The organism is Enterobacter sp. 302C9 (assembly GCF_034106085.1).
Lineage (GTDB): Bacteria > Pseudomonadota > Gammaproteobacteria > Enterobacterales > Enterobacteriaceae > Enterobacter > Enterobacter asburiae_B.
Genome location: NZ_JAWNBW010000004.1, coordinates 53753 through 77543 on the forward strand (window position 1 = coordinate 53753; position 23791 = coordinate 77543).

The window sequence follows — 23791 nt, forward strand, 5'->3', positions numbered from 1 at the left end:
TAACGGGCTGCCTTCAGGCGGCCCGTTTGCTAGTTGCTAATAAGGAAAAATAAAATGACCGAAGCGATGAAGATTACGCTCTCGAATCAGCCTGCTGACGCGCGCTGGGGCGAGAAAGCCACCTACAGCATTAATAACGACGGCATTACCCTGCACCTGACGGGCAAAGATGATTTGGGCCTGATCCAGCGCGCCGCCCGCAAAATTGACGGCCTGGGCATTAAGCATGTGTCCCTGGAAGGCGAAGGCTGGGACACCGACCGCAGCTGGGCATTCTGGGCAGGCTACAAAGGGCCGAAAGGCACCCGCAAAATCGAGTGGGCTAACCTCGACGAAGCCGGTCAGAAAGAGCTGGAAAGCCGCCTGCAAATCATCGACTGGGTGCGCGACACCATCAACGCCCCGGCGGAAGAGCTCGGTCCTGAGCAGCTGGCGCAGCGCGCGGTTGACCTGCTGTGCGGCGTGGCGGGCGAGAAAATGTCCTACCGCATCACCAAAGGTGAAGACCTGCGCGAGCAGAATTACATGGGCATCCACACCGTGGGCCGTGGTTCTGAACGTCCTCCGGTCCTGCTGGCGCTGGATTATAACCCAACCGGCGATAAAGCGGCGCCGGTCTTTGCATGCCTGGTGGGTAAAGGCATCACCTTCGATACCGGCGGCTACAGCCTGAAGCAGAGCGCGTTCATGGACTCCATGAAGTCCGACATGGGCGGCGCGGCAACCATCACCGGCGCGCTGGCGTTCGCCATTACCCGCGGTCTGAACAAGCGCGTGAAGCTGTATCTGTGCTGCGCGGACAACATGGTGAGCGGTAACGCCTTCAAGCTGGGCGACATCATTCGCTATCGCAACGGCAAAAACGTCGAAGTGATGAACACCGACGCCGAAGGCCGTCTGGTGCTGGCCGATGGCCTGATCGACGCGTCTGCCCAGAAGCCAGAGCTGATTATCGACATGGCGACCCTGACCGGCGCGGCAAAAACCGCCTTGGGCAACGACTACCACGCGCTGTTCAGCTTTGACGACAAGCTGGCCGCTCGCCTGCTGGCAAGCGCCGCTGCGGAAAACGAGCCGTTCTGGCGTCTGCCGCTGGCCGAGTTCCACCGCAGCCAGCTGCCGTCCAACTTTGCCGAGCTGAACAACACCGCGAGCGCGGCGTACCCGGCGGGTGCAAGCACGGCGGCAGGCTTCCTGTCCCACTTCGTTGAGAACTACCACGAAGGCTGGCTGCACATCGACTGCTCCGCAACCTACCGTAAAGCGGCGGTTGAGCAGTGGTCCGCTGGCGCGACCGGTCTGGGCGTGCGTACCGTGGCGAACCTGCTGACGGCTGAGTAATCTTTATTGCCCTCACCCTAACCCTCTCCCTTGAGGGAGAGGGCTGGGGTGAGGGGAAATGCATCATCTGGAATTGTTATGTCCGAAACCAAAAACGAATTAGAAACTCTGCTGGAGCAGGCGGCGACCGAGCCCGCCCACCGTCCGGCATTTTTCCGCACGCTGCTGGAATCCACCGTCTGGGTGCCGGGCACCGCGGCGGAAGGTGAGCAGGTTGTCGAAGACAGCGCGCTGGATCTGCTGCACTGGGAGAAAGACGACGGTACGTCGGTGATCCCGTTCTTCACCTCGCTGGAAGCCCTGCAGGAAGCGGTAGAAGACGAACAGGCGTTCGTAGTGATGCCGGTGCGTACCCTGTTCGAAATGACGCTTGGCCAGACGCTGTTCCTTAACGCGAAGCTGCCGACCGGGAAAGAGTTTACCCCGCGTGAAATCAGCCATCTGATAGGTGAAGAGGGCAACCCGCTCAGCACCCAGGAAGTGCTGGAAGGGGGCGAAACGCTGCTGCTGTCTGAAGTGGCCGAGCCGCCCGCGCAGATGATTGATTCCCTGACGACGCTGTTCAAAACCCTGAAACCGGTTAGACGCGCGTTTCTCTGCTCCATTAAAGAGCGTGCGGACGAGCATCCGGTTCTGCTGATTGGTATTGAGGCGGACGGCGATATCGACGATATCATTCAGGCCGCGGGAAGCGTGGCGACCGACACGCTGCCGGGCGACGAGCCGATTGATATCTGCCAGGTGAAGAACGGCGAGAAGGGCATCAGCCACTTTATCACCGAGCACATCTCCCCGTTCTACGAGCGTCGCTGGGGCGGCTTCCTGCGCGATCTCAAAACCAACCGCATCATCTGATTACGGCGGGGTGAATATCACCCCGTTGCTTCCAGCAGCAGTAAATCCATCAGCAGCACCAGATTCGACTCAAACGACGTCACCCCCGCGGCTTCGGCGGCGAAGTGTACCGCTTCGTCATAGAGGGCAAAGTGCACGTCCGCCATCCCCGCCAGCGTATTGGCCGAGGCGCGGGTAAACGCGACGATCGTCATACCGACGTTTTTGGCAATTCGCGCTTTATCCAGCACCTGCTCCGTTTCGCCGCTGCGCGAGACGGCAATAAACACCTGATAGCGGGCGGCGTTGCTGAGGAAAATATTCCGGCTGTCCCCCGGCCCGGAGATAAACGCCGTTTTGCCCAGCACCTGTAGCTTCTTGGTCAGGTACTCCGCAAACAGATAGGAAAACCCGGCCCCGTAGAGAAAGAAGCTCTCTTTCTCGCGCAGCAGGTCGGCAAACTGCTGGCGCTTCTCCTGCGTGACCCACTGGAAGGTGTGCTGATAGTTGGCGATAAACTGATTAAACAGCGCCGGGAGTTCAGGAAGCGACTGCCCCTGAGCGGCAATATGCGGCGTGTCGGAGAGCAGCTGCTTGCAGTGCCAGATAAACTCGCTAAAGCCGCTAAACCCCAGCTTCTGACACAGCCGCATGATGGTGGCGGTAGAAACAAACGTCGCCTGCGCCAGCTCGCGTACCGTGATGTTGCCCACCAGCAGCGGGTGCTCCGTGAGGTGGGCGAGGACGCGATACTCCGCGCGGGTCAGCGACGCCCCGCGCGTTAACAGCGTGGCCAGGCGGTTATCCATTATTTCGCGGGTTCGACCGGCAGATCGTCCCGCGCACCCCATTCGCTCCAGGCGCCGTCGTAGAGCGTGACGTCGCTCGCTCCGAGCGTGGCGAGCGCCAGGATCGCCACGCAGGCCGTTACGCCGGAGCCGCAGCTGGCAATAATCGGACGATGTAAATCCACGCCAGCACGGTCAAAAATGGCCCGCAGCTCGTCGGTGGTTTTCAGCTCGCCCTCAAACACCAGATCGCCCCACGGAACGTTCAGCGCCCCCGGAATATGTCCGCGCTTCAGCCCCGGACGCGGTTCATCCGCTTCGGCATTGAAGCGCGAAGCAGGACGGGCATCGACGATTTGCGCCGTTTTTTCATGGCTCACGACCAGCACGTCGGTCAGGCGTTTCACCACGTGCGCGTCGAACGTGGCGTCGAACTCGCCTTCCGGCAGCGTCACGTCACCCTGCTGGAGCGGCAGCTCGTCGCGCTTCCAGCCCGCCAGCCCGCCCGCCAGAATAGAGACTTTTTCCACGCCGAAGTTCTTCAGCATCCACCACGCGCGCGGGGCGGAGAAGAGGTTACCTTCATCATAAACAACGAGGTGTTTGTCTTTGCTGACGCCCAGCTCGCGCATCGCCACAGAAAACGCTTCCGGGCGCGGCAGCATGTGCGGCAGGGGAGAGTTGCGATCGGAGAGGGCTTCGATATCAAAAAATACCGCGCCAGGCAGATGTCCGGCACGGTATTCCGCGACCATATCGCGAAGGTGTTCCTGCCCGGCCGGGGCCATACGCGCGTCAATAATCTGAACTTCCGGATCGTCACCGTGCTCAATCAGCCAGTCGGCGGCGACAAAATATGAGGTGGACATGGGTTGCCTCCATTCTTTTCCGTAAAAAAGGATTGTCGGTGTTTTTTCTGACACCGACAAGCAAACCACGTTCAACTCGCGAGCAAGCCCCTATTTTTTCACCGTTTCGCCGTCCTGCCAGGCTTTTTGCAGCGCAGGCCAGTAGTCGCGGTTGGCCTCGATCATCTCATCCAGAATCGCTTTCGCGTGTTCCATGGTCGGCACGGTGCGGTTGAGGGTAAACGCCTGCAGGGCTTTCTCATAGCTGCCCTCGATGGTGGCCTCCACCAGCAGTTGTTCAGAGGCGAGCTGCTGTTGCAAAAGGGTCTGATGGAACAGCGGCACCTGACCGACGCGAATCGGTTCCGGGCCTTCGGAGGTGATATAAGCGGGCACCTCCACCACGGCATCGTAAGGCAGGTTGGTAATCGCCCCGCGGTTTTCCACCATCACCAGATGGCGGCTCCGCAGGTTAAAGGCCAGCGAGCAGGCGACATCGACGATAAACTCGCCGTGGACGCCTACGTGGAAGGCGTCCGGCAGGATCCCGGTGCGCTTGTATTCTTCGGCAGCGGCGAACAGCTTTTTCTCGCGCCCGTCCATCACTTCATTGGCGCGGGTATAGTCCGGGTTCTGATGCTCCACGATCTGGTTCGGCATCAGGTAGTACTGCAGATACGGGTTCGGCAGATACTCCGGGAAGTTGTCCATGATCGGCTTAATGTTGCGCCAGGTTTTGACCCATGATGGATCGGAATGCTGCGGATCGGTTTTAGCCGCATCTTCCGTCAGCAGGCCAAACTTCGCGATATGTTTACGCAGTTCGGGAAGCTTGTCTTCGCCGTCCACCAGCACGCGGGTAAACCAGCCGAAGTGGTTCAGGCCGAAGTAGTCCACCTCCAGCCTGCGGCGATCGACACCCAGAATCGCCCCCATATTGCGCATCGCGGCGACAGGCATATCGCAGATGTTCAGCACCCGCGCATTTGGCCGCAGCCGCCGCACGCCCTCCGCGACGATCGCCGCCGGGTTGGAGTAGTTCACGATCCAGGCTTTTTCGTGCGCGTAGCGATCGACCAGATCGATAAGCTCCACCATCGGCAGGATCGTGCGCAGTCCGTAGGCCAGGCCACCGGGCCCGCACGTTTCCTGGCCGACCACGCCGTGGCGCAGCGGGATCTTCTCATCCTGCTCGCGCATCTTGTACTGGCCGACGCGCATCTGGGCGAAGACGAAATGCGCGCCGCTGAACGCCACTTCCGGGTCACTGGTGACGGTGAACTTGATGCTCTGGCTGTGGTCGCGAATGACCTTTTCGACGACGGGCGCAATGGTGTTCTGGCGCGCCTCGTCGATGTCATAAAGGCGGATTTCGGCCAGCGGGAAATCCTGCAGGCGCACCATCAGGCTTTTCACAATGCCCGGCGTGTAGGTGCTACCGCCGCCGGCAATCGACAGAATAAATGGGGGTGTAAACATCTTTAGCTCCTTTCAGAGAAACGTCTCAACGGCTTCTCGCATTTTTTTGACGTGCAGCCCGTAGACCACCTGAACGTTGTTACCTTGTTTGATAATCCCTTTCGCGCCGGTCGCCTTGAGCCGCGGCTCGTCGATAATGGCGACGTCCTTCACCGTGACGCGTAAGCGGGTGTAGCAGTTGTCCACAACCTCAATGTTTTCCCGGCCGCCCAGACCCGTCACGATGGATTCGCCCAGCCCGTCGTTATTGCCCTTCGCCTGGTACTCCTGCTTGCTGTAGAGGCGCGTCTCCCGATCGTCATCCTCACGGCCCGGCGTTTTCATGTTGAAGCGCAGGATCAGGAAGCGGAACACCACGAAGTAGAGGGCGAACATGATCAGCCCGACCACGATATACATCGGCCAGTTGGACTTCTCCGTGCCGAGCGGCAGGTTGTAGAGGATGAAGTCGATAATCCCGTTGGCGCCGATGGCGTGAACGCCCAGCAGCGAGAACAGCATCATGCCGATGCCGGTCAGCACCGCGTGCACCACGAAGAGCAGCGGAGCGACGAACAGGAAGGAGAACTCAATCGGCTCGGTCACGCCGACCAGCAGCGAGGTCAGCGCCGCCGGGATCAGAATGGCTTTCGCAATGGCTTTACGCTCCGGCTTTGCGGTCATATACATCGCCAGGGCTGCGGCAGGCAGGCCGAACATCTTGCTGATGCCGCGCGCGTCCCACACCACGGTACTGCTGAGCTGCTTCACGTCCGGGCAGGCCATCTCGGCGAAATAGATATTGCGTGCGCCCTGATAGGTTGCGCCGCACACCTCCTGCGTGCCGCCCAGCTCGGTATAGAGGAACGGGGTATAAACCAGATGGTGCAGGCCGGTGGGGACCAGAATACGTTCCAGGAAACCGTAGATTGCCACGCCCAACGGCCCGGAGCCTTTGATGGCCAGCGCCAGGGCGCTAATGCCGTGCTGGGCATACGGCCACAGTTCACTCATCACCACGCCGAGCAGCATGGAGACGGGAAGCATGACGATGGCGACAAAACAGTGGCCGGAGTAAATCGCCATCGCGCCGTTAAACTGTACGCTGGAGTATTTGTTGTACAGATATCCGGAGAGCGCCCCGGTCAGGATCCCGGCAAAAACGCCCATCTCCAGCACCTGCACGCCCAGTAACATGGTCTGCCCGGCCGCTTTCATCTGGGCCGCTGGCGCCAGCGCGCCCTGCAGCTGTAGCGTGACGTTCATGGCGTTGATGAACACGACGAAGGTCACCAGACCAATCAGCGCGGCATAGCCTTTATCCCGCGTCGCCAGACCAATCGGGATCCCGACGGCAAACACCAGCGCCAGGTTGACCAGCACCGACACGGCAGATTTCGCGATAAGCTGACCAAGGTGCTGAATCAGCGGATGGCCCAGAAACGGCAGGTATTCAGCGAGGTTACCGTTACCCAGCACGTTACCAAAGGCGATAAACAGACCGACGATCGGTAAGATAAGTACCGGTCCGTACAATGATTTTCCGAAATTTTGTAGGGCGTTCACGGCTCGTTTCATGGCTTTCTCTCTTTTTGAACCGCGCACTCGGGGTGCGTCATGGTCATAAAACTAGCAGCCTTCGGGCGAGCTTAGCCAGCTATCCTCTTGTTTTAAAAACAAATGACTTGAAAGGTAACATGTGACGTTATGTGCTGTGATCGCGGTTCCATCACGGCGTAGCGGCGTGATGCCGTTCTGCGAGGCGCTTTCCAGATTTTAAAATTGGCCTTTTTGAATTAATGAAACTTGCGGATAATACTTATCCGGACGACGACCAACAGGCTCCTTGGGCCAGGGACAAAGGATGAAACCGTTTCGCTTAGCCGCGCTCTCTCTTGCGCTGCTCACCACGTTTACGCTTGTCGGCTGTGATAACAGCGACGATAAAACTCAGGCTGCGGCTCCCGCGGCATCCACCGCATCCACACCGAAAGCTGCAGAAAAGCCCAATGCTGAAACGCTGGCTAAACTGGCTGCCCAGACTCAGGGAAAAGCGCTGACGTTGCTGGATACCTCAGAAGTTCAGCTCGACGGTGCCGCCACGCTGGTGCTGACCTTTTCTGTTCCGCTGAATCCCGATCAGGATTTCGCCAAAACGGTGCATGTCGTGGACAAGAAAAGCGGCAAGGTTGACGGGGCGTGGGAACTTGCGCCTAACCTGAAAGAGCTTCGCCTGCGTCATCTGGAGCCTAACCGCAACCTGGTCGTCACCGTTGAACGTGACCTGCAGGCGCTGAACAAGGCGACGTTCGGCATTGATTATGAAAAAGCCCTGACCACCCGGGACATTGAACCCACCGTTGGTTTTGCCAGCCGCGGCTCGCTGCTGCCGGGCAAGGTGGTGGAAGGTCTGCCGGTGATGGCGCTCAACGTCAACAATGTTGATGTCAACTTTTACCGCGTGAAGCCGGAATCGCTGGCCTCCCTTGTCAGCCAGTGGGAGTACCGTAACTCGCTGACCAACTGGGAATCCGATAACCTGCTGAAGATGGCGGAGCTGGTTTACACCGGTCGATTCGATCTTAATCCGGCGCGCAACACGCGCGAAAAATTGCTGTTGCCCCTGAAGGATATTAAACCGCTCCAGCAGTCTGGCGTTTATATCGCGGTCATGAACAAGGCTGGGCACTATAATTACAGCAACGCCGCAACGCTCTTTACCCTAAGCGATATTGGCCTGTCCGCTCACCGTTACCATAACCGCCTGGATATTTTCACTCAGAGTCTGGAAAACGGTGCGGCGCAGTCCGGCGTGGCCGTCACGCTGCTGAACGATAAAGGCCAGACTCTCGCCGAGGCGAAGAGCGATGCCGACGGTCATGCGAAGCTTGAAACGGACAAAGAAGCCGCGCTGATTCTGGCGAGCAAAGACGGCCAGACCACGCTGCTTGACCTCAAGCTTCCGGCGCTGGATCTGGCGGAGTTCGATATTGCCGGTAGCCCCGGCTACAGCAAGCAATTCTTCATGTTTGGCCCGCGCGATCTCTATCGTCCGGGTGAAACGGTGATCCTCAACGGCTTACTGCGCGACAGTGACGGTAAGCCGCTTCCCGATCAGCCCGTGAAGCTTGACGTGCTGCGCCCGGATGGACAGGTCGCGCGTACGATTGTCGTCAAGCCAGAGAACGGGCTCTATCGCTTTAACTATCCGCTGGACAGCGGAGCGCAGACCGGTATGTGGCATATCCGCGCCAACACGGGCGATAACCTGCAGCGCCTGTGGGACTTCCACGTCGAAGACTTCATGCCCGAGCGTATGGCGCTCAACCTGAGCGGACAAAAAACGCCGGTTTCACCGCAGGATAACGTGGACTTTAACGTGGTGGGCTATTACCTGTATGGCGCACCGGCCAACGGTAATTCTCTGCAGGGCCAGCTTTTCCTGCGTCCGCTGCGTGACGCGGTGGCTGCGCTGCCGGGCTTCCAGTTTGGCGATATCGCTGAGGAGAACCTGAGCCGCAGTCTGGATGAAGTTCAGCTTACGCTGGATGAGCAGGGGCGTGGGCAGGTAACCACCGAAAGCCAGTGGAAAGAGGTGCATTCTCCTCTGCAGCTGATTCTGCAGGCCAGCCTGCTGGAGTCCGGCGGCCGTCCGGTGACGCGTCGCGCTGAGCAGGCCATCTGGCCAGCGGCTGAGCTGCCGGGTATCCGCCCTCAGTTCGCCAGTAAAGCCGTTTACGACTACCGCACCGATACCACCGTCAACCAACCGATTGTTGACGAGAACGGCAACGCCAGCTTCGACATCGTTTATGCCGATGCCAGCGGAGCGAAAAAAGCGGTTTCCGGTTTACAGGTACGCCTGATCCGTGAACGTCGGGACTATTTCTGGAACTGGTCTGAGAGCGAAGGCTGGCAGTCTCAGTTCGATCAGAAAGATCTGGTTGAAGGCGAGCAGGAGCTGACTCTCAAGGCCGACGAGACGGGTAAAGTCACCTTCCCGGTGGAGTGGGGCTCATACCGTCTGGAAGTTAAAGCGCCTGATGAGATGGTCAGCAGCGTGCGCTTCTGGGCAGGCTACAGCTGGCAGGATAACAGCGACGGCACCGGGGCTGCACGTCCTGACCGCGTGACGCTGAAACTGGATAAGCCAGCCTATCAGCCAGGCGATACCATTAACCTGCACATTGCAGCGCCGGCAGCAGGTAAGGGCTATGCGATGATCGAGTCCAGCGAAGGGCCGCTGTGGTGGAAAGAGATCGACGTACCGGCAAACGGGCTTGATCTCGCTATCCCGGTCGACAAAGCCTGGAAACGTCACGATCTCTACCTGAGTACGCTGGTGGTTCGTCCTGGGGATAAATCGAAATCCGCCACGCCGAAACGCGCGGTTGGCCTGCTGCATCTGCCGATGGGCGATGAAAATCGTCGTCTGAACATTGCGCTCGATAACCCGCAGAAAATGCGTCCAAACCAGACGCTTTCTGTGAAGGTGAAAGCCAGCGTGAAAGAGGGTGCGGTTCCGCAGAAAGTGAACGTACTGGTCTCGGCGGTTGACAGCGGCGTGCTGAACATCACCGATTACGTTACGCCCGATCCGTGGCAGGCTTTCTTCGGTCAGAAACGCTACGGCGCGGATATCTACGATATCTACGGCCAGGTCATCGAAGGGCAGGGCCGCCTGGCCGCGCTGCGCTTTGGTGGTGACGGTGATGAGCTGAAGCGCGGCGGTAAGCCGCCGGTGAACCACGTCACCATTATTGCCCAGCAGGCACAGCCGGTTACGCTGGATGCCAACGGAGAAGGCACGATTACGCTGCCGATTGGTGATTTCAACGGCGAGCTGCGTCTGATGGCGCAGGCCTGGACGGAAGACGATTTCGGCAGCAGCGAAAGCAAGGTTGTGGTGGCTGCGCCGGTCATTACCGAGCTTAACACGCCGCGCTTCCTGGCAAGCGGGGACACCTCACGGCTGACGCTGGACCTCACCAACCTGACGGACAAGCCGCAAACGCTGAATGTCGCCCTGACCGCGACAGGAAAACTGTCGCTGGAAGGCTCGCAGCCGCAGCCGGTTCAGTTGTCTCCTGGCGCGCGCAGCACCCTGTTTATTCCGGTGCGTGCGCTGGAGGGTTATGGTGATGGTGAGGTGACGGCTCAGGTTACGGGCCTGCAGCTTCCGGGTGAGACCTTTGCGCCGCAGCAGAAGAGCTGGAAAATCGGCGTGCGTCCGGCATTCCCGGCGCAGACGGTGAATACCGGTGCCATGCTGAACCCCGGCGAGTCCTGGACCGCACCGGTGCAGCATAGTAACGGTTTCTCTCCTGCTACCCTGCAGGGGCAACTGCTGCTGAGCGGCAAACCACCGCTTAACCTGGCGCGCTATATTCGCGAGCTGCAGGCGTATCCGTATGGCTGCCTGGAACAGACCACCAGTGGCCTGTTCCCGTCGCTCTACACTAACGCGGCGCAGCTGACTGCACTTGGCATCAAGGGCGACACCGATGACAAGCGCCGTGCAGCGATTGATATTGGCATCTCCCGTCTGCTGCAGATGCAGCGTGAAGACGGTGGTTTTGCGCTATGGGATAAAAACGGTCCGGAAGAGTACTGGCTGACGGCCTACGTGACCGACTTCCTGGTGCGCGCGGGCGAGCAGGGTTACAGCGTACCTGCCGATGCGGTGAATAACGCCAATAACCGCCTGCTGCGCTACCTGCAGGATCCGGGCATGATGTCCATTCGCTACAGCGACGATACTCAGGCCAGCAAGTTTGCCGTGCAGGCCTATGCCGCGCTGGTGCTGGCACGTCAGCAAAAAGCGCCGCTGGGCGCGCTGCGTGAAATCTGGGATCGCCACGGGCAGGCGGCTTCCGGGCTGCCGCTGATGCAGCTGGGCATGGCGCTCAAACTGATGGGCGATGCGCCGCGCAGCCAGCAGGCGCTGGATCTGGCGCTCAAAACCCCGCGCAACGACAGCAAAAACTGGATGGCCGATTACGGCAGCCAGCTTCGCGATAACGCGCTGATGCTCTCTCTTCTGGAGGAGTACAAGCTGCTGCCGGATGCGCAAAATACGCTGCTGAATGCTCTGTCTGAACAGGCCTTCAGCCAGCGCTGGCTGTCAACGCAGGAGAGCAATGCGCTGTTCCTGGCCGGACGCTCACTGCAAACCCTGTCTGGTACGTGGCAGGCGAAAACTTCGCTGTCTGAGGCCGCATCAGGCGGCGATAAGTCACTGGTGCAAAACGTGAGCGGCGACCAGCTTGGCGCGCTGCAGGTGACTAACACCGGTACAGCGCCGCTGTGGGTACGCCTGGACAGCACCGGTTATCCGGAATATGCCCCTCAGCCGAGCTCGAACGTGCTGCAGGTTGAACGTCATATCCTGGCAACCGACGGCAGCAGTAAATCGCTCTCCTCGCTGAAGAGCGGTGAGCTGGTGCTGGTGTGGCTGGACGTTAAAGCCAGCCAGAACGTGCCGGATGCGCTGGTGGTGGATCTGCTCCCTGCGGGTCTGGAGCTCGAAAACCAGAACCTGGCGAGCAGCAGCGCCAGCCTGCAGGACAGCGGCAGTGAGGTTCAGAACCTGCTCAGCCAGATGCAGCAGGCGGATATTCAGCATATGGAGTTCCGCGACGACCGCTTTGTGGCTGCCGTGCCGGTAAACGAAGGTCAGCCGGTCACGCTGGTTTATCTGGCCCGCGCCGTGACGCCGGGAACCTATCAGGTGCCGGTCCCGATGGTGGAGTCTATGTACGTTCCGCAGTGGCGGGCAACGGGGGCGGCCAGCGGCCCGCTGATTGTTGTTCCGTAATATGCGAATGGCACGTCTGACACGCTCCCGCTGGCTATGGCTGGCGGGAGCGCTTCTCATTTTATGGGGGCTGATTGTCGCCGCCGACCGCCTGTGGCCGTTGCCTCTGAAAGAGGTTAATCCCGCCCGGGTGGTGGTAGATGAGAAGGGCACGCCGCTCTGGCGTTTTGCCGATAGCGACGGGATCTGGCGCTACCCGGTTACCATTGAAGAGGTCTCTCCCCGCTACCTTGAGGCGCTGATCCAGTATGAAGATCGCTGGTTCTGGGATCACCCAGGCGTAAACCCGCTCTCTGTCCTGCGCGCTGCCTGGCAGGATCTCAGTTCTGGCAAAGTCGTCTCTGGTGGAAGCACGCTCACCATGCAGGTGGCACGCCTGCTGGACCCGCATCCGCGCACCTTTGGCGGCAAAGTTCGTCAGCTCTGGCGGGCGATGCAGCTGGAGTGGCATCTTTCCAAACGCGACATTCTCACCCTTTACCTCAACCGCGCTCCGTTTGGCGGCACGCTGCAGGGCGTCGGGGCGGCAAGCTGGACCTATCTCGGCAAACAGCCGTCGCAGCTCAGCTATTCCGAAGCGGCGCTGCTGGCGGTACTGCCGCAGGCACCCAGCCGCTTGCGTCCGGACCGATGGCCTGAACGGGCGGAAGCGGCGCGCAACAAAGTGCTCGACCGCATGGTAACGCAGGGCGTCTGGTCCGCGAAGCAGGTTAAAGAATCACGGGAAGAATCGGTATGGCTGGCGCCCCGACAGATGCCGCAGCTGGCGCCGCTCTTTGCGCGCATGATGCTCGGCAAAAGCCGCAACGCAAAAATAGTCACCACGCTGGATGCCGGACTGCAGCGGCAGCTGGAAGAGCTGGCGATGAACTGGAAATCTCGCCTGCCGGCACGCAGCTCGCTGGCGATGATCGTCGTGGATCACACCGATATGAAAGTGCGCGGCTGGGTCGGCTCGGTGGATATTAACGATGACACGCGTTTTAGCCACGTGGATATGGTCAATGCGATCCGATCCCCGGGGTCGGTCTTAAAGCCCTTTATTTACGGTATGGCGCTTGACGATGGTCTGATCCATCCCGCCTCTCTTCTCCAGGACGTTCCCAGAAAAAGCGGTGATTATCGCCCCGGGAATTTTGACAGTGGGTTCCACGGACCGGTCAGCATGAGTGAAGCGCTGGTGCGCTCCCTCAACCTGCCCGCGGTACAGGTACTGGAAGCCTACGGGCCAAAACGTTTTGCCGGGATGTTGAGCAACGCAGGCTTGCCGCTGATCCTGCCTGCGGGGGCGCAGCCAAATCTGTCCCTGATCCTCGGCGGGGCAGGCGCCCGGCTGGCCGATATCGCCGCGGCCTACAGCGCGTTTGCCCGACACGGTAAGGCGGGGAGGCTGCGGTTACAGCCGGGCGATCCGCTCATTGAACGTCCGCTGCTGTCGCAAGGCTCGGCGTGGATTATTCGCCGTATTCTGGCGAACGAGGCGCAGCCGCTGCCGGATAATGCATTACCGCAGATCGCGCCGCTGGCGTGGAAAACCGGCACCAGCTACGGCTACCGTGATGCCTGGGCGATTGGTCTTAATGCCCGCTACGTAATAGGCATCTGGACAGGCCGACCGGACGGCACGCCCGTAGCGGGGCAGTTTGGTTTCGCCAGCGCAGTTCCACTCTTAAATCAGGTCAATAACCTGCTTCAGTCACGCTCAACGGTAGACGAAGCCCGCCTGCCGCGCGACCCGCGTCCGGAGAGCGTCGGGCGGGGCGTGATCTGCTGGCCGGGCGGCCAGTCGCTGCCGGAAGGGAGTGAAAACTGTCGGCGTCGCCTGTCGACCTGGCTGCTGGAAGGGAGTGAACCGCCCACGCTGCTATTGCCCGAACAGGAAGGGATACGCGGCATTCGTTTCCCGGTCTGGCTGGATAAAACGGGTAAACGCGTGGCGGCAGATTGCCCTGATGCAACTGAAAAAGTCCTGGATGTCTGGCCGCTGCCGCTGGAGCCGTGGCTGCCGGCGAGCGAGCGTCGCGCGGTACGGGTCCCTTCGTCATCAACCACCTGTCCTCCGCTGTCGCAGGACGCACCTGCGCCACTCATCCTGACAGGCGTGCGTGAAGGGGCCGTCATAAAACGTCTACCGGGAGAATCCCGCGTTTCGCTGCCGCTTCAGGCGACCGGCAATAGCGGCGAGCGCTGGTGGTTTTTGAACGGTGAACCGCTGAATGTGAAGGGAAGATTTTACACATTACAGCTTGATAAATCGGGCGATTATCAGTTACTCGTTATGGATGAGACCGGTCAGGTCGCGACGGTGAATTTTACGTTGCAGTGACCTGAAAATAGCTTTCTGATGTGAGCTGTTGCTAAAACTCGTCTTATTTTAAAAAAATGTTACCTGAATCCATAGGCAATGGCGCTATTGCTCATTATAATCCGCGCCACACCATACTCAGGTATGCAAAACAACAGAACATTGACAGAGGTTATCATGGCTATTGAACGTACTTTTTCCATCATCAAACCAAACGCGGTGGCAAAAAACGTTATTGGCAGCATCTTCGCTCGCTTTGAATCTGCAGGGTTCAAAATTGTTGGCACCAAAATGCTGCACCTGACCGTTGAGCAGGCTCGCGGTTTCTACGCTGAGCACGAAGGTCGCCCATTCTTTGACGGCCTGGTTGAGTTCATGACCTCCGGTCCAATCGTGGTATCCGTGCTGGAAGGCGAAAACGCAGTACAGCGTCACCGTGACCTGCTGGGCGCAACCAACCCGGACAACGCGCTGGCAGGTACTCTGCGCGCTGACTACGCAGACAGCTTCACCGAGAACGGTACCCACGGTTCTGACTCTGTTGAATCTGCTGCACGCGAAATCGCTTTCTTCTTCGCAGAAGGTGAAGTGTGTCCACGCACCCGTTAATTTAACGGTTTCGTTTACACATTATTTTCGTAAATGCCGCGTCCAGACGTGGCATCCCTGCGCCAGACTTTGTACAATGCAACGCCCCGGACGAGCAGACTGCTTTCCGGGGCGTTTCTATTCAACCCTCCATGGGCCATAACGTGTAACAACGAGGCCGGAAAATATTATGTCTGAATTAGTGAATACCTCCGAAGTCGCCATTCCTGCGGTTCCCAATAAAAATGGAAAAATCAACCTGCTGGATCTGAACCGTCAGCAGATGCGCGAGTTCTTTAAAGAGATGGGCGAAAAGCCGTTTCGTGCCGATCAGGTCATGAAGTGGATGTACCATTACTGCAGCGACAATTTTGATGACATGACTGACATCAACAAGGTCCTGCGCAACAAGCTCAAGGAAGTGGCTGAAATCCGCGCACCGGAAGTGGTGGAAGAACAGCGCTCCGCAGATGGCACCATCAAATGGGCGATTGCGGTAGGCGATCAGCGCGTTGAGACCGTCTACATCCCGGAAGAAGACCGCGCCACGCTGTGTGTCTCCTCTCAGGTAGGCTGTGCGCTGGAGTGCAAATTCTGCTCAACCGCGCAGCAAGGCTTTAACCGTAACCTGCGGGTGTCAGAAATTATCGGCCAGGTCTGGCGTGCCGCGAAAATCGTCGGTGCGGCAAAAGTAACCGGTACGCGTCCTATCACCAACGTGGTGATGATGGGGATGGGTGAGCCGCTGCTGAACCTGACCAACGTCGTTCCGGCGATGGAAATCATGCTGGATGACTTCGGTTTTGGTCTGTCCAAGCGTCGCGTCACGCTGTCTACCTCTGGCGTTGTGCCTGCGCTGGACAAGCTGGGCGACATGATTGACGTTGCGCTGGCGATCTCCCTGCACGCACCAAACGACGAAATTCGTGACGAAATTGTGCCGATCAACAAAAAGTACAATATCGAAACCTTCCTCGCTGCGGTGCGTCGCTATCTGGAGAAATCCAACGCCAACCAGGGCCGCGTCACAATCGAGTACGTGATGCTTGACCACGTCAACGACGGTACCGAACATGCGCATCAGCTGGCTGAACTGCTGAAAGATACGCCATGCAAAATCAACCTGATCCCATGGAACCCGTTCCCGGGCGCGCCGTATGGCCGTAGCTCGAACAGCCGTATCGACCGTTTCTCCAAGGTGCTGATGGAGTATGGTTTCACCACTATCGTGCGTAAAACCCGTGGTGATGACATTGATGCAGCATGCGGACAGCTGGCTGGTGATGTTATTGACCGTACCAAACGTACCCTGCGTAAACGCATGCAGGGCGAGTCGATCGCGGTTAAAGCTGTTTGATTATTATGCACTCACGGCGCATTATCTGCGCCGTGAAGCCTGGTCTTACTGAATAATCAGTCAGATTCGTGATGACTGAACAATAATTACGGTGCGTTTCATCCGACTTTCGGGCAGTATGTAACGACGTAACAACAGTTTAGCCGTACGGGCAGGGCTGTACTGTCATCTCCGGGCTGACAGTCTTATACTCTCTGTTCAAGGTTAACTGACCAGAAGTTTCGCGGTGCGGGTGGCATTGTGACTCACCGGCACCTGAACCCTTATTTTTCACGTACCAGTAGTTGTAGCGAATGAATACTGAAGCCACTCACGACCAACATGAAGCACTCTCCACTGGCGTTCGTCTTCGCAACGCCCGTGAACAACTCGGACTCAGCCAGCAAGCCGTTGCGGAACGCTTGTGCCTGAAGGTTTCCACGGTTCGCGATATTGAAGAAGATAAGGCGCCTGCCGATCTGGCTTCAACGTTCTTGCGCGGTTATATCCGCTCTTACGCAAAACTGGTCCATATCCCCGAAAACGAATTACTGCCAATGATGGAGAAGCAGGCGCCGGTCCGTGCAGCAAAAGTTGCGCCGATGCAGACCTTCTCCCTGGGGAAACGTCGTAAAAAACGCGATGGCTGGCTGATGAGCTTTACCTGGCTGGTACTGTTTGTGGTGATCGGTCTGACCGGCGCATGGTGGTGGCAAAACCACAAGGCGCAGCAGGAAGAGATTACCACCATGGCCGATCAATCCTCCGCTGAACTCAACCAGGCCGGAAGTGAGAATGCCCAGAACGTGCCGCTGAATACTGACGGCGCAGCTTCCTCCAGCGAGCCACAGACCGCAGCGCCAGACGCGTCGGCGACCGATACAACACAGGCTCCGGCAGCAACGGCTAACACCGCAGCGCCGCAGGCTCAGGATCAAAACGCGGTTATTGCCCCTTCTCAGGCGAATGTTGATACTGCGGCGAACGCGCCTGCGGCTACTCAGCCTGCAGACAATAGCGCAGCGTCTCTGCCAACCAACCCGGCGGGTACGGCAACAGCAGCCGATCCCAACGCGCTGGTGATGAACTTCAGCGCCGACTGCTGGCTGGAAGTGACTGACGCGACAGGTAAAAAACTGTTCAGCGGCCTGCAGCGTAAAGATGGCACGTTAAACCTAACCGGCCAGGCTCCCTATAAACTTAAAATCGGCGCTCCGGCAGCGGTACAGATCCAGTATCAAGGAAAACCTGTCGACCTGAGCCGCTTTATCAGAACTAACCAGGTTGCACGTCTTACCGTTAATGCCGAACAATCAGCAGCACAGTAACAGACGGGCAACGCGGGAGATTTTTCATGCATAACCAGGCTCCGATTCAACGTAGAAAATCGAAACGGATTTACGTTGGGAATGTGCCAATCGGCGATGGGGCACCTATCGCCGTTCAGTCGATGACCAACACGCGCACTACCGATGTAGAAGCGACGGTCAATCAAATCAAAGCATTAGAACGTGTAGGCGCGGACATTGTTCGCGTCTCCGTCCCGACCATGGATGCCGCTGAGGCGTTCAAACTGATCAAACAGCAGGTCAGCGTTCCGCTGGTGGCTGATATCCACTTCGACTATCGCATCGCACTGAAAGTGGCCGAATACGGCGTCGATTGCCTGCGCATTAACCCGGGCAACATCGGTAACGAAGAGCGTATCCGCATGGTCGTGGACTGCGCCCGCGATAAAAATATTCCTATCCGTATCGGCGTTAACGCCGGTTCCCTGGAAAAAGATCTGCAGGAAAAATACGGCGAGCCTACGCCACAGGCGCTGCTCGAATCCGCCATGCGCCACGTCGATCATCTCGATCGTCTTAACTTCGATCAGTTTAAAGTCAGCGTAAAAGCCTCCGACGTGTTCCTGGCAGTAGAATCTTATCGTCTGCTGGCAAAACAGATCGACCAGCCTCTGCACCTCGGGATCACCGAAGCGGGCGGCCTGCGCAGCGGCTCTGTAAAATCTGCGATCGGTCTGGGGCTGCTGCTCTCTGAAGGGATCGGTGACACCCTGCGCGTCTCGCTGGCGGCCGATCCGGTCGAAGAGATCAAAGTCGGTTTCGATATCCTGAAGTCGCTGCGCATTCGCGCACGTGGGATCAACTTCATTGCCTGCCCAACCTGCTCGCGTCAGGAGTTTGATGTGATCGGCACGGTGAATGCCCTGGAGCAGCGTCTGGAAGACATTATCACCCCGATGGACGTCTCCATCATCGGCTGCGTGGTAAACGGTCCGGGTGAAGCACTGGTGTCAACCCTGGGCGTGACCGGCGGTAACAAGAAAAGTGGTCTCTATGAAGATGGCGTTCGTAAAGATCGTCTGGATAATAGCGACATGATCGACCAGCTTGAAGCCCGCATCCGCGCCAAAGCCGCCATGATGGACGAAACACAGCGTATCAGCGTTCAGCAGGTTGAAAAATAACGTGATGGGAAGCGTGCCGCTTCCCATGTATGATTGAACCCATTCTTTGGGTTTTTTTTGTATATAGAAAGAGAATAAACGTGGCAAAAAACATTCAAGCCATCCGCGGCATGAACGATTATCTGCCTGGCGAAACCGCCATCTGGCAGCGCATTGAAGGCACACTGAAGCAGGTGCTCGGCAGCTACGGTTACAGCGAAATCCGTTTGCCGATTGTAGAGCAGACCCCGTTATTCAAACGCGCGATCGGTGAAGTCACCGACGTGGTTGAAAAAGAGATGTACACCTTTGAGGACCGCAACGGCGATAGCCTGACCCTGCGTCCGGAAGGTACGGCGGGCTGCGTACGCGCCGGCATCGAACATGGTCTTCTGTACAATCAGGAGCAGCGCCTGTGGTATATCGGCCCGATGTTCCGCCACGAACGTCCTCAGAAAGGTCGTTATCGTCAGTTCAATCAGCTGGGTGTGGAAGTCTTTGGCCTGCAGGGCCCGGACATTGACGCCGAACTGATTATGCTGACCGCCCGCTGGTGGCGCGCCCTCGGTATCGCCGATCACGTTTCTCTTGAGCTGAACTCTATCGGTTCTCTGGAAGCACGCGCTAACTACCGCGATGCGCTGGTGGCGTTCCTGGAACAGCATAAAGAGAAGCTGGACGAAGACTGCAAACGTCGCATGTACAGCAACCCGCTGCGCGTTCTGGATTCCAAAAACGCGGATGTTCAGGCACTGCTGAACGATGCGCCTGCGCTGGGTGACTACCTTGATGAAGAATCTCGCGAACACTTCGCGGGCCTGTGCAAGCTGCTTGAAGCGGCAGGCATCGCCTATACCGTGAATCAGCGCCTGGTGCGCGGTCTGGACTACTACAACCGCACCGTGTTTGAGTGGGTGACCACCAGCCTCGGTTCTCAGGGCACCGTATGTGCGGGCGGCCGTTATGACGGTCTGGTTGAGCAACTTGGCGGTCGCGCAGCCCCTGCTGTTGGCTTCGCGATGGGCCTTGAGCGACTTGTTTTGCTGGTTCAGGCAGTTAATCCGGAATTTAAAGCAGATTCCGTTGTCGATATATACCTGGTGGCTTCAGGCGCGGAAACGCAGTCTGCGGCGATGCAGCTTGCCGAACGCGTGCGCGATGCGCTGCCGGGCGTTAAGCTGATGACCAACCATGGCGGCGGCAACTTTAAAAAACAGTTTGCTCGTGCCGATAAGTGGGGCGCAAGTATTGCACTGGTGCTGGGCGAGTCCGAAGTGGCTAACGGCGAAGTGGTGGTGAAGGACCTGCGCTCTGGTGAGCAGACAACGGTAACGCAGGACGGCGTTGCGGCGCACTTGCGCACTCTATTGGGCTAAGGAGAAGGACTGCGTGGAAATTTACGAGAACGAACACGATCAGGTCGACGCGATTAAGCGCTTCTTTGTTGAAAACGGCAAAGCGCTGGTTGTTGGGGTTGTTTTAGGTGTCGGTGCGCTGGTGGGCTGGCGTTACTGGAACAATCATCAGGCGGATTCCGCGCGCGGCGCGTCCCTGTCCTATGAAAATACCGTTAGCGCAATTCGTGCCGATCAGCCGCAAACGCTGACGGCGGCAGAAAAATTTGCGGCTGACAACAAAAACACCTACGGTGCACTGGCTGCGCTGGAAGTGGCTCAGCAGTACGTTGATAAGAACGAACTGGATAAAGCCGCTGCACAGCTCTCGCAGAGCCTTGCTGCTGCCAGCGATGAGAACCTGAAAGCGGTGATCAATCTGCGCCTGGCACGTATTCAGGTTCAGCAGAAAAAAGCTGACGATGCGCTGAAAACGCTCGATACCATCAAAGGCGAAGGTTTTGCTGCCATCGTTGCCGATCTGCGCGGTGAAGCACTGCTGAGCAAAGGTGACAAAGCGGGCGCGCGTAAAGCGTGGCAAGCTGGCGTAGAGAGCAATGCTTCACCTGCGCTGAGCGAAATGATGCAGATGAAAATAAATAATTTGTCCGTCTGAGAGGGACCCGATGCAATTGCGTAAATTACTTCTGCCAGGACTGCTTTCTGTTACGTTATTGAGTGGTTGTTCACTGTTCAGTGGCGAAGAAGACGTTGTGAAAATGTCCCCACTGCCGACGGTTGAAAACCAGTTTACCCCATCCACCGCGTGGGATGTCTCCGTGGGCAATGGGATTGGTGATTTCTATTCCAACCTTCATCCTGCGTATGCAGACAGCGTTGTCTATGCCGCTGACCGCAAAGGTACCGTGAAAGCGGTGAACGCCGATGACGGGAAAGAAGTATGGTCCGTTAACCTGGCGGAAAAAGACGGCTGGTTCTCCCGTAAACCTGCACTGCTCTCTGGCGGTCTGACCGTTGCCGGTGGCCATGTCTACGTGGGCAGCGAAAAAGCGCAGGTTTATGCGCTGAACAGCAGCGACGGTTCTATTGCCTGGCAAACAACCGTAGCGGGTGAATCCCTGTCTCGTCCGGTGGTGAGCGACGGTCTGGTGCTGATTCATACCAGCAACGGCCAGCTGCAGGCGCTGAACGAAGCTGACGGTCTGGTGAAATGGACCGTTAACCTGGATATGCCTGCGCTCTCTCTGCGCGGCGAATCAGCACCGGCTACCGCATTTGGTGCTGCCATTGTGGGCGGTGACAACGGTCGCGTGAGCGCCGTGCTGATGCAGCAGGGTCAGATGATCTGGCAGCAGCGTATCTCTCAGGCTACTGGCTCAACGGAAATCGACCGCCTGAGCGACGTAGACACAACGCCGGTCATCGTTAACGGTGTGGTTTACGCGCTGGCCTATAACGGCAACCTGACCGCGCTGGATCTGCGCAGCGGCCAGATCATGTGGAAACGTGAGCTGGGCTCTGTGAACGATTTCATCGTTGAGGGCAACCGCATCTATATGGTCGATCAGAACGACCGTCTGCTGGCGCTGAGCACCGAAGGCGGCGTGACGCTGTGGACGCAAAGCGATCTGCTGCACCGCCTGCTGACCGCACCGGCGCTGTACAACGGTAGCCTGGTGGTTGGCGACAGCGAAGGGTATATGCACTGGATCGATCCGGATAACGGCCGCTTTGTTGCACAGCAAAAAGTCGACAGCTCTGGCTTCCTGACCGATCCGGTTGTGGCCGACGGCAAACTGCTGATTCAGGCAAAAGACGGCACGCTGTACGCGATCACGCGTTAATTACCCGGCGGTTGTAGTATACTAAACGGCTCCTGTTCACTCAGGAGCCGTTTTGACATTTTTAAAAACGCCGCGAAAGCGACGTTATTTTGAATTTTATGAGGCTTCAAACATGGTACCTGTGGTCGCGCTTGTCGGGCGCCCTAACGTTGGAAAATCCACTCTTTTTAACCGTTTAACACGCACCCGTGATGCGCTGGTTGCGGATTTCCCGGGGCTGACGCGTGACCGTAAGTACGGTCGTGCAGAGGTGGAAGGACGCGAGTTCATCTGTATTGATACCGGTGGTATTGACGGCACAGAAGACGGCGTTGAAACCCGCATGGCGGAACAGTCGCTGCTCGCGATTGAAGAAGCGGATGTGGTGCTGTTTATGGTGGATGCGCGCGCTGGCCTGATGCCGGCGGACTCCGCTATTGCCAAACACCTGCGTTCACGCGAAAAGCCGACCTTCCTGGTGGCGAACAAAACTGACGGTATCGATGCCGATCAGGCCGTCGCGGATTTCTGGTCTCTGGGCCTGGGTGAAATCTACCCGATTGCGGCATCGCATGGCCGTGGCGTCACCAGCCTGCTGGAAACCGTTCTGCTGCCGTGGGTTGACGAAGTAAACCCGCCGGAAGAAGTAGACGAAGATGCTGAATACTGGGCGCAGTTCGAAGACGGAGAAGAGGGCGAAGAAGAGCCTGAAGACGACTTCAACCCGCAGGATCTGCCGATCAAGCTGGCCATCGTGGGTCGTCCAAACGTAGGTAAGTCTACGCTTACTAACCGTATTCTGGGTGAAGAGCGCGTGGTCGTTTACGACATGCCGGGCACCACCCGTGACAGTATCTACATTCCTATGCAGCGCGACGAGCGCGAGTATGTCCTCATCGACACCGCCGGGGTGCGTAAGCGCGGGAAAATCACCGATGTGGTGGAAAAATTCTCCGTTATCAAAACCCTGCAGGCGATCGAAGATGCCAACGTAGTGCTGCTGGTCATCGACGCACGCGAAGGTATCTCCGATCAGGATCTCTCTCTGCTCGGCTTTATCCTCAATAGTGGGCGCTCACTGGTTATCGTGGTCAACAAGTGGGATGGCCTGAGCAATGAAGTGCGCGAGCAGGTGAAAGAGACCCTCGACTTCCGTCTGGGCTTTATCGACTTCGCCCGCGTGCACTTTATCTCTGCGCTGCACGGCAGCGGGGTGGGTAACCTGTTCGAATCCGTGCGTGAAGCGTACGACAGCTCCACCCGTCGTCAGAGCACCGCGATGCTGACCCGCATCATGAATATGGCTGCTGAAGACCATCAGCCGCCGCTGGTGCGCGGCCGTCGCGTGAAGCTGAAATATGCCCACGCCGGTGGTTACAACCCGCCAATCGTAGTAATTCACGGCAACCAGGTGAAAGACCTGCCGGATTCCTACAAGCGCTATCTGATGAACTACTTCCGTAAATCGCTGGACGTAATGGGCACGCCTATCCGTATCCAGTTCAAGGAAGGGGAAAACCCGTTTGCCAACAAGCGCAACACCCTGACGCCAAACCAGATGCGTAAGCGTAAGCGCTTGATTAAGCACATTAAGAAAAGCAAATAATCTTTACCTGCCTCACGAAAGCCCGCGTTTATCGCGGGCTTTTTTTTGCCAAATCATACCGCCGGTTTTCTCTGTGTGAAGTCAATCACTATTCACTTTTAACCAAGTTTAAATCTAAGAAAGTAGACAATCGTCGAATTTTCATCTTAAAGTCCAGGGTCTGGTACTAGACAAAACTAGCGCCTGGTTATCAAATGGTTAACTAACTTTTCGCCGCATGTAAAAAATCGGCCAGATACG

The 23791-nt window shown here is 57.8% G+C and carries 16 protein-coding genes; 12 read left to right on the plus strand and 4 right to left on the minus strand.

The window, feature by feature from the left end; translation table 11 throughout:
* The first annotated feature begins 54 nt into the window (after nt 1-54).
* Nucleotides 55-1341, plus strand: a complete 1287-nt coding sequence (pepB, locus tag UR289_RS10135) for an aminopeptidase PepB (RefSeq protein ID WP_033146220.1) — start codon at nt 55-57, stop codon at nt 1339-1341.
* 78 nt (nt 1342-1419) lie between these two features.
* Nucleotides 1420-2196, plus strand: coding sequence for an enhanced serine sensitivity protein SseB (gene sseB, locus UR289_RS10140; RefSeq protein WP_221701962.1), 777 nt, complete (start codon nt 1420-1422; stop codon nt 2194-2196).
* A 17-nt stretch (nt 2197-2213) separates the two neighbouring features.
* Here sseB and UR289_RS10145 read toward each other — a convergent pair whose 3' ends face one another.
* From UR289_RS10145 to UR289_RS10160, 4 genes are all read right to left on the minus strand, one after another.
* Nucleotides 2214-2984, minus strand: coding sequence for a MurR/RpiR family transcriptional regulator (locus tag UR289_RS10145; RefSeq protein WP_045888294.1), 771 nt, complete (start codon nt 2982-2984; stop codon nt 2214-2216).
* Nucleotides 2984-3832, minus strand: a complete 849-nt coding sequence (gene sseA, locus UR289_RS10150) for a 3-mercaptopyruvate sulfurtransferase (protein ID WP_069303177.1) — start codon at nt 3830-3832, stop codon at nt 2984-2986. The genes UR289_RS10145 and sseA overlap by 1 nt, the downstream gene beginning before the upstream one ends.
* Nucleotides 3833-3922: 90 nt before the next feature.
* A complete protein-coding gene (locus UR289_RS10155; RefSeq protein ID WP_045888293.1) occupies nt 3923-5290 on the minus strand; it encodes a 6-phospho-alpha-glucosidase in 1368 nt (455 codons plus the stop codon).
* A gap of 12 nt (nt 5291-5302) precedes the next feature.
* Nucleotides 5303-6847, minus strand: coding sequence for a PTS transporter subunit EIIC (locus UR289_RS10160; RefSeq protein WP_320709965.1), 1545 nt, complete (start codon nt 6845-6847; stop codon nt 5303-5305).
* A gap of 286 nt (nt 6848-7133) precedes the next feature.
* Between UR289_RS10160 and UR289_RS10165 the strand changes: the two genes are divergently transcribed.
* The 10 genes from UR289_RS10165 (at nt 7134) to der (ending at nt 23551) form a co-directional block, all read left to right on the plus strand.
* Nucleotides 7134-12086: an alpha-2-macroglobulin gene (locus UR289_RS10165; RefSeq protein WP_320709967.1), complete on the plus strand. Its 4953-nt coding sequence runs from the start codon at nt 7134-7136 to the stop codon at nt 12084-12086.
* A gap of 1 nt (nt 12087) precedes the next feature.
* The gene (gene pbpC, locus UR289_RS10170) at nt 12088-14412 is read left to right on the plus strand and encodes a peptidoglycan glycosyltransferase PbpC (protein ID WP_320709968.1); all 2325 of its coding nucleotides are present in this window, start codon (nt 12088-12090) and stop codon (nt 14410-14412) included.
* Nucleotides 14413-14568: 156 nt separating this feature from the next.
* The gene (gene ndk / locus UR289_RS10175; protein ID WP_003860625.1) at nt 14569-15000 is read left to right on the plus strand and encodes a nucleoside-diphosphate kinase; all 432 of its coding nucleotides are present in this window, start codon (nt 14569-14571) and stop codon (nt 14998-15000) included.
* Nucleotides 15001-15169: 169 nt separating this feature from the next.
* Nucleotides 15170-16336 (plus strand): bifunctional tRNA (adenosine(37)-C2)-methyltransferase TrmG/ribosomal RNA large subunit methyltransferase RlmN, encoded by a 1167-nt coding sequence (locus UR289_RS10180; RefSeq protein ID WP_320709970.1) that lies wholly within the window; start codon nt 15170-15172, stop codon nt 16334-16336.
* A gap of 293 nt (nt 16337-16629) precedes the next feature.
* The gene (gene rodZ, locus UR289_RS10185) at nt 16630-17643 is read left to right on the plus strand and encodes a cytoskeleton protein RodZ (RefSeq protein WP_167819321.1); all 1014 of its coding nucleotides are present in this window, start codon (nt 16630-16632) and stop codon (nt 17641-17643) included.
* Nucleotides 17644-17669: 26 nt separating this feature from the next.
* Complete coding sequence (gene ispG / locus UR289_RS10190; protein ID WP_023308814.1) at nt 17670-18788, plus strand: flavodoxin-dependent (E)-4-hydroxy-3-methylbut-2-enyl-diphosphate synthase; 1119 nt, start codon at nt 17670-17672, stop codon at nt 18786-18788.
* An 80-nt stretch (nt 18789-18868) separates the two neighbouring features.
* Nucleotides 18869-20143: a histidine--tRNA ligase gene (gene hisS / locus UR289_RS10195; protein ID WP_032622984.1), complete on the plus strand. Its 1275-nt coding sequence runs from the start codon at nt 18869-18871 to the stop codon at nt 20141-20143.
* A gap of 13 nt (nt 20144-20156) precedes the next feature.
* On the plus strand, nt 20157-20777 hold the full coding sequence (locus UR289_RS10200) for a YfgM family protein (protein ID WP_320709973.1): 621 nt from the start codon (nt 20157-20159) through the stop codon (nt 20775-20777).
* Nucleotides 20778-20787: 10 nt separating this feature from the next.
* Nucleotides 20788-21966, plus strand: coding sequence for an outer membrane protein assembly factor BamB (gene bamB, locus UR289_RS10205; protein ID WP_008502135.1), 1179 nt, complete (start codon nt 20788-20790; stop codon nt 21964-21966).
* A 112-nt stretch (nt 21967-22078) separates the two neighbouring features.
* Nucleotides 22079-23551, plus strand: a complete 1473-nt coding sequence (gene der, locus UR289_RS10210) for a ribosome biogenesis GTPase Der (protein ID WP_023308811.1) — start codon at nt 22079-22081, stop codon at nt 23549-23551.
* Nucleotides 23552-23791: the final 240 nt, after the last annotated feature.

Excerpts from the sequence above, each read along its gene's own strand:
- der (WP_023308811.1), top strand. The coding sequence starts at position 22,079 with ATGGTACCTGTGGTCGCGCTTGTCGGGCGCCCTAACGTTGGAAAATCC.
- pepB (WP_033146220.1), top strand. The coding sequence starts at position 55 with ATGACCGAAGCGATGAAGATTACGCTCTCGAATCAGCCTGCTGACGCG.
- UR289_RS10155 (WP_045888293.1), bottom strand. The coding sequence starts at position 5,290 with ATGTTTACACCCCCATTTATTCTGTCGATTGCCGGCGGCGGTAGCACC.
- pbpC (WP_320709968.1), top strand. The coding sequence starts at position 12,088 with ATGCGAATGGCACGTCTGACACGCTCCCGCTGGCTATGGCTGGCGGGA.
- ispG (WP_023308814.1), top strand. The coding sequence starts at position 17,670 with ATGCATAACCAGGCTCCGATTCAACGTAGAAAATCGAAACGGATTTAC.
- UR289_RS10160 (WP_320709965.1), bottom strand. The coding sequence starts at position 6,847 with ATGAAACGAGCCGTGAACGCCCTACAAAATTTCGGAAAATCATTGTAC.
- bamB (WP_008502135.1), top strand. The coding sequence starts at position 20,788 with ATGCAATTGCGTAAATTACTTCTGCCAGGACTGCTTTCTGTTACGTTA.
- UR289_RS10180 (WP_320709970.1), top strand. The coding sequence starts at position 15,170 with ATGTCTGAATTAGTGAATACCTCCGAAGTCGCCATTCCTGCGGTTCCC.
- sseB (WP_221701962.1), top strand. The coding sequence starts at position 1,420 with ATGTCCGAAACCAAAAACGAATTAGAAACTCTGCTGGAGCAGGCGGCG.
- UR289_RS10165 (WP_320709967.1), top strand. The coding sequence starts at position 7,134 with ATGAAACCGTTTCGCTTAGCCGCGCTCTCTCTTGCGCTGCTCACCACG.
- sseA (WP_069303177.1), bottom strand. The coding sequence starts at position 3,832 with ATGTCCACCTCATATTTTGTCGCCGCCGACTGGCTGATTGAGCACGGT.
- ndk (WP_003860625.1), top strand. The coding sequence starts at position 14,569 with ATGGCTATTGAACGTACTTTTTCCATCATCAAACCAAACGCGGTGGCA.
- UR289_RS10145 (WP_045888294.1), bottom strand. The coding sequence starts at position 2,984 with ATGGATAACCGCCTGGCCACGCTGTTAACGCGCGGGGCGTCGCTGACC.
- rodZ (WP_167819321.1), top strand. The coding sequence starts at position 16,630 with ATGAATACTGAAGCCACTCACGACCAACATGAAGCACTCTCCACTGGC.